The 14,203-nt window shown below is 62.1% G+C and carries 16 protein-coding genes and 1 pseudogene; 9 read left to right on the forward strand and 8 right to left on the reverse strand.

Annotation, left to right across the window (positions count from 1 at the left end):
- Positions 1-105: 105 nt before the first annotated feature.
- Together ychF and KUD11_RS07915 are read right to left on the reverse strand one after the other, a co-directional pair.
- Positions 106-1,203, reverse strand: coding sequence for a redox-regulated ATPase YchF (ychF, locus tag KUD11_RS07910; RefSeq protein ID WP_109385189.1), 1,098 nt, complete (start codon positions 1,201-1,203; stop codon positions 106-108).
- A 76-nt stretch (positions 1,204-1,279) separates the two neighbouring features.
- Positions 1,280-2,107, reverse strand: a pseudogene (locus tag KUD11_RS07915) (PhzF family phenazine biosynthesis protein).
- Positions 2,108-2,294: 187 nt separating this feature from the next.
- Between KUD11_RS07915 and trpA the strand changes: the two are divergent.
- Both trpA and KUD11_RS07925 read left to right on the forward strand, forming a co-directional pair.
- Entirely contained in the window at positions 2,295-3,086 is a 792-nt protein-coding gene (gene trpA, locus KUD11_RS07920) for a tryptophan synthase subunit alpha (protein WP_109385186.1), read from the forward strand.
- A gap of 5 nt (positions 3,087-3,091) precedes the next feature.
- Positions 3,092-3,547 carry a methylated-DNA--[protein]-cysteine S-methyltransferase gene (locus KUD11_RS07925; protein ID WP_224380169.1) on the forward strand — a complete coding sequence of 152 codons (456 nt, stop codon included), beginning with the start codon at positions 3,092-3,094 and terminating at the stop codon, positions 3,545-3,547.
- Here the strand turns inward: KUD11_RS07925 and KUD11_RS07930 are convergent.
- The 5 genes from KUD11_RS07930 to fsa form a co-directional block, all read right to left on the reverse strand.
- Positions 3,544-4,245 carry a CDP-alcohol phosphatidyltransferase family protein gene (locus KUD11_RS07930; RefSeq protein ID WP_109385185.1) on the reverse strand — a complete coding sequence of 234 codons (702 nt, stop codon included), beginning with the start codon at positions 4,243-4,245 and terminating at the stop codon, positions 3,544-3,546. The genes KUD11_RS07925 and KUD11_RS07930 overlap by 4 nt on opposite strands.
- Before the next feature lie 36 nt (positions 4,246-4,281).
- Positions 4,282-5,196 carry a tyrosine recombinase XerC gene (locus tag KUD11_RS07935; protein ID WP_109385184.1) on the reverse strand — a complete coding sequence of 305 codons (915 nt, stop codon included), beginning with the start codon at positions 5,194-5,196 and terminating at the stop codon, positions 4,282-4,284.
- Positions 5,193-5,897 carry a DUF484 family protein gene (locus KUD11_RS07940; protein WP_109385183.1) on the reverse strand — a complete coding sequence of 235 codons (705 nt, stop codon included), beginning with the start codon at positions 5,895-5,897 and terminating at the stop codon, positions 5,193-5,195. The genes KUD11_RS07935 and KUD11_RS07940 overlap by 4 nt, the downstream gene beginning before the upstream one ends.
- 134 nt (positions 5,898-6,031) lie before the next feature.
- On the reverse strand, positions 6,032-6,154 hold the full coding sequence (locus KUD11_RS15185; RefSeq protein ID WP_258305384.1) for a hypothetical protein: 123 nt from the start codon (positions 6,152-6,154) through the stop codon (positions 6,032-6,034).
- A gap of 80 nt (positions 6,155-6,234) precedes the next feature.
- Positions 6,235-6,888, reverse strand: a complete 654-nt coding sequence (gene fsa / locus KUD11_RS07945) for a fructose-6-phosphate aldolase (RefSeq protein WP_109385181.1) — start codon at positions 6,886-6,888, stop codon at positions 6,235-6,237.
- A 92-nt stretch (positions 6,889-6,980) separates the two neighbouring features.
- Between fsa and KUD11_RS07950 the strand changes: the two genes are divergently transcribed.
- The 5 genes from KUD11_RS07950 to KUD11_RS07970 all read left to right on the forward strand — a co-directional run bounded on the left by KUD11_RS07950 (position 6,981) and on the right by KUD11_RS07970 (position 12,402).
- Positions 6,981-9,179: a primosomal protein N' gene (locus KUD11_RS07950; RefSeq protein ID WP_109385180.1), complete on the forward strand. Its 2,199-nt coding sequence runs from the start codon at positions 6,981-6,983 to the stop codon at positions 9,177-9,179.
- 93 nt (positions 9,180-9,272) lie between these two features.
- Positions 9,273-10,505 (forward strand): MFS transporter, encoded by a 1,233-nt coding sequence (locus KUD11_RS07955; protein ID WP_109385179.1) that lies wholly within the window; start codon positions 9,273-9,275, stop codon positions 10,503-10,505.
- Between the two features lie 22 nt (positions 10,506-10,527).
- Positions 10,528-11,418: a 50S ribosomal protein L11 methyltransferase gene (locus tag KUD11_RS07960; RefSeq protein ID WP_109385178.1), complete on the forward strand. Its 891-nt coding sequence runs from the start codon at positions 10,528-10,530 to the stop codon at positions 11,416-11,418.
- Between the two features lie 90 nt (positions 11,419-11,508).
- Entirely contained in the window at positions 11,509-11,856 is a 348-nt protein-coding gene (locus KUD11_RS07965) for a hypothetical protein (RefSeq protein WP_224380170.1), read from the forward strand.
- Between the two features lie 234 nt (positions 11,857-12,090).
- Positions 12,091-12,402, forward strand: coding sequence for an antibiotic biosynthesis monooxygenase family protein (locus tag KUD11_RS07970; RefSeq protein WP_109385177.1), 312 nt, complete (start codon positions 12,091-12,093; stop codon positions 12,400-12,402).
- A gap of 68 nt (positions 12,403-12,470) precedes the next feature.
- Here the strand turns inward: KUD11_RS07970 and KUD11_RS07975 are convergent, their stop codons facing one another.
- Positions 12,471-12,671 carry a DUF1127 domain-containing protein gene (locus KUD11_RS07975; protein ID WP_109385176.1) on the reverse strand — a complete coding sequence of 67 codons (201 nt, stop codon included), beginning with the start codon at positions 12,669-12,671 and terminating at the stop codon, positions 12,471-12,473.
- 369 nt (positions 12,672-13,040) lie between these two features.
- On the opposite strand from KUD11_RS07975, the gene ruvC reads away from it, so the two are divergent.
- Together ruvC and ruvA are read left to right on the forward strand one after the other, a co-directional pair.
- A complete protein-coding gene (gene ruvC, locus KUD11_RS07980) occupies positions 13,041-13,538 on the forward strand; it encodes a crossover junction endodeoxyribonuclease RuvC (protein WP_109385175.1) in 498 nt (165 codons plus the stop codon).
- Positions 13,535-14,200 carry a Holliday junction branch migration protein RuvA gene (gene ruvA / locus KUD11_RS07985; protein ID WP_109385174.1) on the forward strand — a complete coding sequence of 222 codons (666 nt, stop codon included), beginning with the start codon at positions 13,535-13,537 and terminating at the stop codon, positions 14,198-14,200. The genes ruvC and ruvA overlap by 4 nt, the downstream gene beginning before the upstream one ends.
- Positions 14,201-14,203 lie beyond the last annotated feature (3 nt).

Below are 14,203 nucleotides of genomic sequence, written 5' to 3' on the forward strand. Positions count from 1 at the left end.
GGCAGATTGCAGGCGGCGTGTCTTGGTTTCAAACACCGCTTATTGGTGCCGAGCGTGGGAGAAATCGACGGTTGAGCCGTGGCTGTCACCCACCCTGTCACCGCCTCAGGTGTTGAACAAGAAGTGCAGTACATCGCCGTCTTTGACGGTATATCCTTTGCCCTCTGCGCGCATTTTGCCGGCTTCCTTGGCCGGTTGCTCACCGCCCAGGGCGATGAAATCGGCGTAGGCAATCGTCTCGGCGCGGATAAAGCCCTTTTCGAAATCGCCGTGGATTACGCCCGCCGCTTTTGGTGCGGACGTGCCTGCGGGGATGGTCCATGCGCGGGCCTCTTTGGGCCCGACGGTGAAGTATGTCTCAAGGTGCAAAAGCGCGTAGCCTGCGCGGATCAACCGGTCGAGCCCGGCCTCCTCCAGCCCCATTTCCGTGAGGAACATCTCGGCCTCGTCGGCCTCAAGCTGGCTGATCTCTTCCTCAATCTGGGCCGAGATGACCACGTGTGAATTGCCCTGTTCTGCGGCCATTTTGGCCACAGCGGCGGAGAAATCATTGCCCTCTCCGGCCTCCGCTTCGCCCACGTTGCAGACGTAGAGCACGGGCTTGGTGGTCAAAAGTTGCAGCAGGCTCCAGGCGCGCGCGTCATCCTCGGCCACGTCCACCACGCGGGCGGGCTGGCCGTCTTCCAACACGGCGAGGGCGGCGCGCAAGAGGCGCTCTTGCTGGGCTGCCTCCTTGTCGCCGCCGCGCACCTTGCGCACGAGGTTTTGCAGGCGTTTCTCGATGCTTTCGATATCGGCCAGCATCAGCTCCGTGTCGATGGTTTCGGCGTCCGCCACAGGGTCCACACGACCCTCCACATGGGTCACGTCACCATCCTCAAAGCAGCGCAGCACGTGGGCGATTGCGTCTACTTCGCGGATATTTGCCAGAAACTGATTACCGAGGCCCTCGCCCTTGCTGGCTCCCTTCACGAGGCCCGCAATGTCCACAAAGGTCATGCGCGTGGGGATGATGGATTTGGAGCTGGCAATCGCGGCCAGTTTGTCGAGCCGCGCATCGGGTACAGCCACGTCGCCCACATTGGGCTCGATCGTGCAGAATGGGTAATTGGCCGCCTGCGCCGCAGCCGTGCGGGTGAGCGCGTTGAACAAGGTGGATTTGCCCACATTGGGCAGGCCCACGATTCCCATCTTAAAACCCATGACGATCCCCTTTTTGATGCCGCGTCACGTCTAGGCGCAGCGGGCGGCGCGCGCAAGGTGGATCACGCCAAGTGGATCACGTGAGGGGCCGTGTCAGCCCTGCCACCTCCACGGGTGCGCCTGCACCCTCGCGCGCGGCCACCATCAGCCGTGACGCAGCACCCATATCCGCGCCTTGGATCACCTCGAAAGGCGCGACCCCGAGGTTTGCATCGCGCAGATAACCGGCAAGTGCGGCAGCGGCGGCCCCGGTGGCGGGGTCCTCGTAAACGCCGTGCCCGGCAAAGGCGTTGCGGGCATGGATGCGGGTCGTGCTTTCACGCCAAATGAGGTTGATCGTGACAAGGCCGTGGGTTTGCATGAAGGCCGCACCTGCGTCGAAATCATAGGCCATGGCGCGCAACTCGGCCTCATGGGCCAGGGGCAGAACAAGGTGCTGGGCACCGCCATTGGTGAGGGCAGGGGGCACCGCCGTGTCAAGATCGCCCGCGCGGGTCCCGAAAAGCGCGCAGGCCTCGGAGAGCATCGCATCCGGCACCGTCTGCCACGCTGTGCCGGGGGAGGTCAGCCGCCCGCCTCAAGTGCTACCCTCCTCATAGGCCTCCACTGTGATCTCAGCCGCGTTGAGCGTCAGCGCATACGTCCCGCCTCCGTATGCCTGGCCAAGGGCTGCGCCCAAAGCAATCGTCGCGTGGCCGCAAAATGGCACCTCCGCCTCGGGTGCAAAATACCGCGTGCGAAACGTATCACCCTCACGTGCTGCAAAAACCGTCTCGGAGAACCCGACCTCGGCCGCGATCCGCTGCATCTCGGCAGGAGGTGGCAATGCGGTGCAGATCATCACACCCGCCGGATTGCCGCCTGCGCCGTCCATCGCGAAAGCTGCTATTTTCTGAAGGCTCATGTCCGGTCTCCCTTTTTGATTATTCAAACATGCGCATCGTATCGGCCCTATACAAACGCCGTTTTGTGATCGCCCGGATCATCATTCCCAATGAGCAGACCCAGTGATGCACGGAAAAGAACGCCGCCACCATTGATTTTCGCCGCGCAAACCCGCAAAGGAAGACGAAACGCACGAGGGGATAATCATGAGCCGTATCGACGCAAAATTCGCCGAGCTGACCGCCGCCGGGAAAAAGGCCTTCGTGGCCTATGTCATGGCGGGCGATCCTGATTTCGACACCTCGATGGAGGTCGTGTGCGGGCTGCCGGGCGCGGGCGTGGATATTATCGAACTGGGCTTGCCCTTCACCGACCCTATGGCCGATGGTGAGACGATCCAGCTTGCCGGGCAGCGCGCGCTAGCGGCGGGCATGACGCTGGAGCGGACGCTGGAGATGGCGCGGGAGTTTCGCAAAGGAGATGACACCACGCCGATCGTGCTGATGGGCTATTACAATCCGATCTACAATCGCGGCGTGGACACGTTTCTGACCGATGCCAAGGCCGCCGGGATTGATGGCCTGATCGTCGTGGACTTGCCGCCCGAAGAGGATGATGAGCTGTGCATCCCCGCACAGGCGCAGGGCTTGAATTTCATCCGTCTGGCAACGCCCACCACAGATAACAAACGCCTGCCCAAAGTGCTGCAAAACACCTCCGGCTTTGTCTATTATGTCTCCATCACCGGCATCACCGGGGCGGCGGCGGCAGAGGCGGCGGATGTGGCGCCCGAAGTGGCGCGGATCAAATCGCAGACCGATCTGCCCGTGATTGTGGGCTTTGGCATTCGCACGCCCGAAAGCTCCAAGGCAATCGCAGGTGTGGCCGATGGGGCTGTCGTCGGCTCGGCCATCGTGGCCAAGCTGGGGAGCGGCGAGAGCCCGGCGGATGTGCTGGCCTTCGTGAAATCCCTCGCTGATGGCGCGCACGCGGCCTGAGGCGGGTGCTCTACCGCACCCTCGACACGCCCCTTGGCCTCATGCGCCTCAGTGCGTCTGACGGTGCTATCACCGCCGCTGATTGGACCAATACCCCGGCTGAGGACTGCGCGCCCGAGCTGGAGGAGGCCTGTGCCCAGCTCACGGCCTATTTCAACGGCACTCTCACCGCGTTTGATCTGCCACTAAGGGTGGATGCCTCGGAGTTTCAGCAAAAAGTGTGCGCCGCAATTGCCGCCATCCCGTTTGGCCAAACCCGCACCTATGGTGAGATTGCCGCCGATCTGGGTGCGCCCGCACAGGCTGTTGGCACGGGCTGTGGCGGCAATCCGATCCCGGTGATCATCCCGTGCCACCGCGTGCTGGGGGCCAGCTCACTGGGCGGTTTTTCTGCGCACGGCGGGGTGGAAAGCAAGGTCTGGCTCTTGCGCCATGAGGGCGCTGCGGGGCTTTTGATCTAACGGCTTGCCTTGCGCGCCGGAATCACCTGCTGCGCGATCCCTGCGAGGGTCAGGTAGACGGACGTGGCCACCAGCCCCCAAAGCGCCCAGCTTTCGGGATGGAAATCCACCCATGCGGCCCATACGGCAAAGAGGGTCCATGCCAGCGCCATGGGTAAGGTCACGCTGCGCCAGCGTTTCGTGCGCACCGGATGCACGAATTTGAGCGGCAGGAACATCGCCACGGCAAGTGCTGCCACAAGGCTGAGAGAGACCCAGAAATTTGGCTCGGTCGCGAAGATCACGATCACCAGCATATTCCACGCCGCGGGAAATCCCATGAAGGATTTGTCAGGCGTTTTCATGCCCTTGTCGGCCATGTAGATGGCGCTGGCAAAGACGATGATGATGATCGCCACCCATCCTGTCCACCCCGGCAAGAGGCCGGATTTGAAGAGCGCGAAGGCCGGAATGAAGATATAGGTCAGGTAATCCACCATCAGGTCGAGGATCACCCCGTCCACGCGGGCCCAGTTTGTCTCGACCCCGTATTTGCGGGCCAGAGGGCCATCCACACCGTCCACGACAAAGGCCACGACGAGCCACAAAAACATCAGGCTCCACTGTGCATCTGCGGCGGCGAGCATGGCCAGCATCGCAAAAACTGCGCCGCTCGCGGTGAGGAGATGGACCCCGAGGGCCTTGTAGCGTGTTTTCATGGGCTGGTTAGTGCCGCAATTCTCACGCCTGTGCAATCAGGCTTTGGGATGTGCACGCGCGTAAACTTCCATCAGGCGCGCGGTATCCACGCCGGTATAGGCCTGCGTGGTCGAAAGCGACGCATGGCCCAATAGCTCCTGAATGGCGCGCAGATCGCCACCTGCATTGAGAAGATGCGTGGCAAAGCTGTGGCGCATCGCATGGGGCGTGGCCGTCGCGGGCAGGCCAAGCTGCATCCGCACCGATTGCATCACCTTCTGCACCGCCCGTGGGCTAAGCGCGGCCCCGCGCGCCCCGTAGAACAGCGGCGTGTCGGGCGCGATGTCATAGGGGCAAAGGCGTGTGTAGGCCTCAACCGCTTGGCGTGCGGCGGACAGGACGGGTACGATCCGCTCTTTTTCGCCCTTGCCGATGATCCGCAGGCTTGCCCCCATGGGCAGCGCCGCACCGGTCAGCGACAGCGCCTCGGATATCCGCAAGCCGCAGCCGTAAAGCAGCGTGATCACCGCCTGATCGCGCGCGGCGATCCACGGGGTCAGCGATTGTGCCTCGGCCAGCTCAATCACATCCTTCGCGGCCTTAACGCTCAGGGGGCGTGGCAGTTTGCTCTGATATTTGGGCGAGCGGGTCGACAGGACCGCCGTGGGCTCAAACCCCTCCCGCTCGGCCAGCCAGCGGTAAAAGCTCTTCACCGCTGAAAGCTTGCGCGCAAGGCTGCGCGCACCCACATCGCGGCCACGCGCATTGGCCATCCATGCGCGCATGTCGCTGACGCCGATCTGCGCCAGCGGGCCAAGGCCTTGCGTGCCGCCGTGATGCGCCGTCATGAAGCTGAGAAATTCCGTCACATCCGCCGCATAGGCCGCAATCGTGTGCTCTGACGCACCGCGCAGGGCGCGCTGCTGATCCAGCCACGTCGAAAGGGCCTCCCGCGCGGCAGGCGCAATCATGACAGCCAGCGGCGCATCGCGCGTTCAAAAACGCCGCCAAAGAAGGTGAGCAGATCGGTGCCTTGTTGTGGCGTGAACTGGTGCGGGTCTTCCGCCCCCATCACCAGCATGCCGGGCAGGCGGCCATTGCCGAAATCAAGGCGCAGGCAAGCCTCGGAGCGGATGAAAGACGCGGCCTCACCGTGGAGTTCAGTTTCCTCATGCACCTGGCGGAGTGTGACCTGCCGCTGGGGCGATCCGCGCCCTTGGGTGATGTATTGCTCGACGAAACCAGGCTCCACCACGCTCAACACGGTGCCAAGCCGCTGAACCGCGGGATCTGCATCGTTTTGCACCGATTCCAGCACCAGCCGCATCGAATCAACCCGCAGGATATGCGCCACGTCGCCGCCCAGATCGCGCAGAAAGCCTTCGAATTCGACCGGGTCCAGCATCCGCAAAATTGCGCGATGCACCTGATTGGTGCCTGCGAGGTTCTCATAGGCGGCGGCGATCACGCTGCGATGCGTGTCCTCCAGCCGGTCCAGCCGGGCCTCCAGCCGGTCCATCGCGATGCCGCGCAGATCCACGATATTGCCGCCCATCGCGCGCTCATTCGCGGCGATCAATGCGTACATAAGATCTTGATCTTCCAGAATAACATCTGGCTGCTGGATAATCCGCTCGCGCAGGTTATCCTCCATCTTGGGTTTGCTGCTCATGCCTGTCTCGTTTTTTGTTTTGTTCTACATAACAGACGGATGCAGGGAAATCTTTATCTGATTTGGCCGGTCGCGCAAAAAACTTCGGCAAAAGACGGCGCCCAAAGAGCCGCGCGGCTCAAGCTATCTGGTAATCAGGACCTCAGGTAGGCGTAGTAGATCACCAAGACCACGAAGACGATAACGACCTGAGCCACCATCGCCTTGATGAGAAATTTCGACCGTTTCATGTCCTTGTCGACATCGATCTTTTTCATGGGGTGTCCTTTGCGCGCGGTTGTGCCGATGCGCCCGGCGACGCGCACTACCGGGCGCATTGTCTGATGGTTGACCCGTCTTAAAGGATCTTCTGACCCGTCTTGGCCCAATCCTTCATGAACGCGTCAAGCCCCGCATCAGTCAGCGGATGCTCGGCCATCTTCTTGATCACGCCCGGAGGGGCCGTCATCACGTCTGAGCCGATCATCGCGGCCTGATAGGCGTGATTCACTGTGCGGATAGAGGCGGCGAGGATCTGTGTCTCATAGCCGTAATTGTCATAAACCTGCCGGATATCGGAGATCAGCTCCATCCCGTCGAGGTTGATATCATCAAGCCGCCCGATGAAGGGCGATATGAACGTGGCCCCGGCCTTGGCCGCCAAAAGAGCTTGGTTGGCGGAAAAGCACAAGGTGACGTTCACCATGTTGCCTTCGCCCGACAGAACCTTGCATGCCTTGAGGCCCGCCCATGTCAGCGGCACTTTCACCGCGATGTTCTCGGCGATCTTGGCCAGCTTGCGGCCCTCTTCGATCATCGCATCGGCCTCAAGGGCCACGACTTCGGCGCTGACGGGGCCATCGACCATGCCCACGATCTCTTTTGTCACTTCGATAATGTCGCGGCCTGATTTCATGATCAGTGACGGGTTCGTTGTGACCCCGTCCACCATGCCCAGATCGTTGAGCTCGGCAATCTGGTCTACTTCGGCTGTATCGACGAAAAATTTCATGGGTGTGTCCCCCTGTCGCGGATTGGCGTTTTGCCTCGTCCGTTTACCCGATAGAGTGCAGCGCCGAAACCCCTTTCCCCCGGAGCCGCCCTTTGACCGCCCAACCGCCAGAATTCTACGACGAGGGGGCGCTGATTGGCGTCCTGACGGCGCAGCCGCTGGACCGGGTTCTTGATTACAAAGCGCCCGAGGGGGGGGTGGTGTTGGGCGCTTTTGTCGAGGTGCCGCTGGGGCCGCGCAAGGTGGTGGGTGTCGTCTGGGGGCCGGGGCAGGGGGATTATGACATCTCCAAGGTGCGCCGGATCATCCGGGTGCTGGACGTGGCACCAATGCGCACCGAGATGCGGGAGTTTCTGACGCGCGCGGGCGAATACACGCTCACACCGCTCTCTATGATGCTGAGGCTCGCCACCCGCGCGCCGGGCTTGGGCGATCCGCCGTCCATGCGCAAGGTCTACGCGCTGGGTCACCGTGAGCCCTCCCGGATGACCGAGGCCCGCGCCCGCGTGCTTGAGGTTCTGGAGGCGCAGGGCGGGATTTTCACGCTGAAGGAGCTGAGCGAGCAGGCGGAGGTCACCTCGTCGGTGGTTAAAGGGCTGGTGACGCAAGGTGCTGTCATTGAAGACGACACCCCGCGCGATGTGGCGTTCCCAAGGCTCGATCCAGCCCGCGCCAGCAAGGAATTGACCGAGGATCAGGCGGGGTGCGCCGAGACATTGCGCGCGGCTTTGCGCAGCGACGCCTATGGAACCACCCTTCTGCGCGGCGTCACTGGATCGGGCAAAACCGAGGTGTATCTGGAGGCCGTGGCTGAGGCATTGCGCCTCGGGCGGCAGGCGCTCGTCCTTTTGCCCGAGATTGCGCTTACGGCGGAGTTTCTCACGCGGGTCGAGGCGCGGTTCGGCGCGCGCCCGGCTGAATGGCATTCCGGCGTGGCCATGACCGAGCGGCGGCGCACTTGGCGGATGGTCGGGCAGGGCGGTGCGCAGTTGATCGTAGGCGCGCGTTCGGCACTTTTCCTGCCATTTCAGAACCTTGGTCTGATCGTTGTCGATGAGGAGCATGATAGCTCCTACAAACAGGAAGAGGGCGTGCTTTATAATGCCCGCGATATGGCGGTGCTGCGTGCGTCGATCTGCGGGGCGCAGGTTGTGCTGGCCTCGGCCACGCCCTCGCTGGAATCCTGGAGCAATGCGGAGGCCGGGAAATACACCCGCCTTGATCTTGCGGCGCGGTATGGCAAGGCGGTGCTGCCCGAGATCCGCGCGGTGGACATGCGCGCCGAAACCCTGCCCTCCAGCCGCTGGATTTCGCCCACATTGCAGCGCGCGGTGGAGCAGCGGATCAAGGCGGGCGAGCAGTCGCTGTTGTTCATCAACAGGCGTGGTTACGCGCCTGTCACGCTCTGCCGGGCCTGTGGGCATCAGATCGGCTGTGATCATTGCGATGCGCGGATGGTGGAGCACCGCTTCCTCAAGCGCCTGATGTGCCACCAATGCGGCGAGACAAAGCCGATGCCCACCGTCTGCCCTGCCTGTGGCGCGGAAGACAAGCTCGCCCCCGTCGGCCCGGGGGTTGAGCGGCTGGGCGAGGAGGCGGCCGCCCTCTTCCCCGAGGCGCGGATTGCCACGCTCAGCTCTGATATGTTCGGCTCCGCCCGTGCGCTCAAGGAGCAGATCAACGAGATCGCCATGGGCGGCGCGGATATCATCATCGGCACACAGCTGGTGGCCAAGGGGCATAACTTCCCGCTGCTCACGCTGGTGGGGGTGATCGACGCCGATCTGGGCCTGCAAGGCTCTGACCTGCGCGCGGCGGAGCGGACGTTTCAGCTGATGCGGCAGGTGGCGGGGCGGGCCGGGCGTGCGGACAAGCCCGGCACGGCCCTTTTGCAGACCTTTCAGCCCGAGCATCCGGTGATCCGCGCGATCCTTGCGGGCGATGAAGAAGGCTTCTGGCGGGCCGAGGCGGATGGCCGCCGCCATGCGGGCGTGCCGCCTTACGGGCGCATGGCGGGGATCATTCTCAGCGCGCCCGATCTGGAGATGGCGTTTGATCTGGGCAATTGGCTCGCGCGCAATGACGCGCCCCTGCGCCAGATCGGTGCGCAGGTTTTTGGCCCGGCCCCTGCGCCCATCGCGCGGGTGCGGGGCCGTCACCGGGTCCGCCTTTTGGTTAAAGCCCCCAAAGGCGCGGCCCTGCAACCGGCCATTGCCCGCTGGATCGGGTCCGCGAAAGCGCCAAACGCGCTGAGGCTGAGTGTTGATATCGACCCGCAGAGTTTTCTCTGAGGCCCGAGGCCACACGCACAAAGCGCGCCCGCCCGGCACAGACGCACGACATCCCCTCTCGCCAAACGCGAGGCCGAGGCGTAAACCCGAGGCATGACACAATACGTCCCCCTCGCAGAGGCCCGGCACCAGCCGTTTTGGCGTCGCCCCATCGCCCTTCTCTTTCTCATGGCCTGCGCCATGCCCATCGCGTTTTCCACATGGTCGGCGCTCCTCAATAATTTCGTCATCGAGGCGGCACGCTTTGACGGCTCGGATATCGGCTGGCTCCATACCGTGCGCGAAATCCCCGGCTTTCTGGCCATTGGCGTCATCGCCATCATCATCTTCGTGCGCGAACAGGTGTTGGCGCTTGTCTCGCTGATCCTTCTGGGCGTGGCCACGGCGATGACCGCGTGGTTTCCGTCCATGGGCGGCATCTTGATGATCACCATGCTCAGCTCCATCGGCTTTCACTATTACGAAACGGTCAACCAATCGCTGCAACTGCAATGGATCGAGAAAGCGCGCGCACCGCAGATGCTGGGCTGGCTGGTCGCCGCAGGCTCAGGCGCCACGCTTCTGGCCTACGGGCTCATCATGCTTTTGTGGGAGCCGCTGGGCCTCAGCTATAATCTGGTCTACCTTCTCTCGGGCGGGCTTTGCGCGGTGATCGCGCTCACAGCCCTCATCGCCTATCCGCAATTCGAGGCTCCGAACCCGCAGATCAAGAAGATGATCCTGCGCCGCCGCTACTGGCTCTATTATGCGCTGCAATTCATGTCCGGCGCGCGGCGGCAGATCTTCGTGGTCTTTGCGGGCTTCATGATGGTGGAGCGGTTCGGCTATTCGGTGGATGAGATCACCAAGCTGATGCTGGTCACGCTCATGGCCAACATGGTGCTGGCCCCGATCCTTGGCCGCATCGTCCACCGCTTCGGCGAGCGGAACGCGATGGCGTTCGAATATATGGGCCTTACATGCGTCTTCATCCTCTATGGCGGGCTTTACTGGTTCGATTGGGGGCCGATGCTGGCGGCGGCGCTTTATGTGATCAACAACATCTTTTTCGCGCTCGCCCTCGCGCTAAAGACCTATTTCCAGAAGATCGCATCGCCCGGCGATATCGCCCCCACCGCCGCTGTGGCCTTCACGATCAACCATATCGCGGCGGTCTTTCTGCCTGCGCTTCTGGGCTATCTCTGGCTCGTCTCGCCGGGGTTGGTCTTCTTTCTGGCCGCTGGCATGGCGGGCATATCGCTGCTATTGGCCCTTTTGATCCCGCGCCATCCGGAGGCGGGGAATGAAACCATATTCTCGCGCTTTGCGCCCGCCCCGGCGGAGTAAGCGCCGCCAAAGGCCTGCACCTATGCCCACCTTTACCGCTCTGACCACGCTCACCTCCAAATCCTCTGCCGAAGCGCTTGCCGATGCGTTGGAAGCGCTCAACCCTGAGCCCACGGGCATCGGGACGTTTGAGGTGGAGGATGGCAGCGGCACATGGGAAGTGGGCGGGTATTTTGAGGCTGCCCCCGATATTGCGGGCCTTGCCCTTCTGGCGCAGATCCACGGGGCCAAGCCCTTTGCGGTCTCCGAGCTACCCGAGACTGATTGGGTCGCCCATGTGAAGCGCGAGCTGACGCCGGTCGAGGCGGGGCGGTTCTTCGTCTATGGCTCCCACGATGCGGATAAGGTGCCCGACGATTGTGAGCCGCTGCTTATTGAGGCCGCCATGGCCTTTGGCACCGGGCATCACGGCACGACCCAAGGGTGTTTGCGTGCGCTCGATCGCTTGGCAGAGGATGGCTTCATTGGCCGGTCGGTCGCTGATATCGGCTGCGGCACCGCCGTTCTGGCCATGGGGGCTGCACGGATCTGGCCCGGCACCATGCTGGCCAGCGATATTGACGAGGTGGCCGTGGATGTGGCGCGTGCCAATGTCATCGCCAACGGGCTGGAGGGGCGTGTGGAGTGCGTGGAGGCTGCGGGCTTCGATCATCCGGTGCTGAATGCAGCCGCGCCGTTTGATCTGGTCTTTGCCAATATCCTCAAAGCGCCGCTCATCATGCTCGCGCCCGCCATGACCGAGCGACTCAATAAAGGCGGTTTCGTGATTCTATCAGGGATTCTCAACGAGCAGGCCGACGAGGTGCTGGGTGTTTATTGCGCGCTTGGAAACAGTCTTGTCCATCGCGAGGAGATTGGTGACTGGACCACGCTCACTTTGCGAAAAATTGGCGAAAAACCTTTTAAAAGGTAGCATGATTAGGGCGGCTGCCCAGAAATTGCCACATTTGAAACCTAGTTTGATTTGGTGATCTGGCGGGGGCCGGACAACAGGATGCTGCTAATGACGATTGTGTCGCAAAACGGGTTTGGTGCTCGTATCAAAAACGTCCAGCGTAAGCACGTGCGCATGGCGCAAGGGTATGATGCAAAGGTTGGCCGGGATGGGCTGATCGTGTTTCGCCCCAAACGGCGCAAAGCGGGCCTGCCGCTGCGTTGGGTTGTCGTGGCGCTGGCCGGTGCGATCGTTTTCAAAGGGTTGATCATCGCCAATCTGGGCGCTGCGGCCTATGCAGACCGGATCGAGGCGCTGCGCGCAGGCTCCGTAGTCGAAAAATTCGGGGCGGCTGTCATGCAGCCTGATCCGGTAAGCCTTTATATCTCGGCGAAATTTGCGCCGATCTTTAATTAAGAATCCTCCCTCAAGGATAGGGGTGGCCCGATCTGGGGGCGCTCCTACAGACTCTCAGGTCTGATAGTGTGTTACGATTGATGCTTTAAACTCTCTGCCTCTCAAAAGAAAAACCCCCTGTGCCCTTGTGTCTGGCGCAGGGGGTTTTTCGCCGTTTTGTCTTTCGAAATGCGCCCTTGTGCCCTAACTCAAGGGGGCGGGAACGTGCCCCGCGCAGCAGCAAGGAAGATCGACATGTATATCGCCATGAACCGCTTTACCGTGACCACCCAGAATGCAGAGGCGTTCGAGGCGCTTTGGCTGGGGCGCGACAGCCAATTGAAATCCGTTGAGGGGTTTGTGGAGTTTCACATGCTCAAAGGGCCGGCCGTGGACGGGCAAATCCTTTACGCCTCGCACACGGTCTGGGCGAGCATTGAGGCGTTTCGGGGCTGGACCAAGAGCGATGCGTTTCGCGCGGCGCACAAAGATGCGGGCAGCACGATGAAGCTGCATGAAGGCGCGCCCACGTTTGAGGGGTTCGAGACGATCCAGCACATCAGCTGAGAAGCAGGCACGAAAAAGCCCCCATGCGGCAGGACACGGGGGCTTCGATAGTCTTTGGTGGCGCGGAGTTAGATCGAGCGTGTGAAGCTGGAGATATCGCCGCGCGACAGCCCAATATCTTCCAGCTCGCGGTCGGACAGAGCCGCCAGCGCTTTTTGTGTTGTGCGTGCATCGCGCCATGCGGAGAAGGCGGCGATCATGCGTGTGATGCCGAGGCCCATTGGGGCTTTTGTGGCATGTGCGGTGCGGTTGAAGTCGATAACGGCCATTAGTGTATTCCTTGCGAATTAAGTTTGCGGCATCCTGCCTTGCATTTCTGAGCGGGAGATAGGCGTGTTCAGATCGCCCAGCAAGTAGGCGGTTTGCATAATCACTATGCGTTTTTTGCATATCTCGCTGAGAGGCTTAAGGGCGGGTTAATAAAACATTTTTTTGCCACAATTCAGGTCGTTTTATACCTCTGGAGCGTCGCTTTTCTGCGCCGCAGCATCGCACCTGCGTCATCGCGCCGCGCTTTGGGCGTGAGGCCGCGTGTGTCATTTATGTCGAACTCATGCGCAGTACCGTCTCTGCAAAGCGCTTGGCGGGTGTTCCCGTTTCGTGCTAGGTCAGTAAAAAAGGTAGGGCGGGCAAGAGATATGCGGGTATTGGGCATCGATCCGGGGTTACGCAACATGGGCTGGGGCGTGATCGATATGGATGGCTCCCGGCTGAGCCATGTGGCGAATGGCACATGTCGGTCTGAAGGCGACGATCTAGCCGAGAGGCTGTTGTCGCTTTATGCGCAATTGACCGAAATTATCCGGCTTTACGCGCCCCAGACGGCAGCGGTGGAGCAGACATTCGTGAATAAGGACGGGGCCGCGACCCTGAAGCTGGGCCAGGCGCGGGGGATCGCTCTGTTGGTGCCTGCGCAGTATGGCTTGCATGTTGGGGAATACGCACCCAACAAGGTGAAGAAAACGGTCGTGGGCGTGGGCCATGCGGGCAAGGAGCAGGTGGCGCATATGGTGAAGATGCAATTGCCGGGCGCGGTTTTGCACAGTGCGGATGCGGCGGACGCTCTGGCGATTGCGATCTGTCATGCACATCACGCAGGCACGGCGCACCGCGTAGCCCGCAGGGCGCTCGCATGATCGGGCGTCTGGCGGGGCGGATTGATTACCGCGCGGCGGATCATGTGCTGATCGATGTGCGCGGCGTGGGCTATCTGGTCTATTGCTCCGAGCGCACATTGCAGGCTCTGCCGCGCGCGGGTGAGCATGTGGCGCTCTATACCGATCTGGTGGTGCGTGAGGATCTGCTCCAGCTTTTCGGCTTTACCTCTTTGGTGGAGAAGGAGTGGCATCGCCTCTTGCTGAGCGTTCAGGGCGTCGGCGCAAAGGCGAGCCTTGCGATTTTGGGCACTTTGGGGCCTGAGGGCGTGGGGCGTGCGATTGCTCTGGGCGATTGGAACGCGGTGAAGGCGGCGAAGGGGATTGGTCCCAAGACGGCGCAGCGTGTGGTCAATGAGCTGAAAGACAAAGCACCCGAGGTGATGGCGATGGGCACGGGGCCTGCGGCGGTGCTGGCGGCGGGGGATGTCGACGCGGACGTGATCGAGGCGATGCCTGCGCAAGCGGTGGCCCCTCAGGCCGGGCCCGGCGCGCAGGCGGAGGCTTTGTCGGCTTTGACCAATCTTGGATATGCGCCGGGCGAGGCGGCAGGCGCGGTCGCACAAGCGGCGGGCGAGGCCCCGGAGGCAGAGACCCCGGCGCTCATTCGTGCGGCCCTGAAGCTCTTGGCGCCCGCACAATGAGCG

Origin of the sequence: Roseovarius carneus (genome assembly GCF_020141465.1) — a bacterium.
Lineage (GTDB): Bacteria > Pseudomonadota > Alphaproteobacteria > Rhodobacterales > Rhodobacteraceae > Roseovarius > Roseovarius carneus.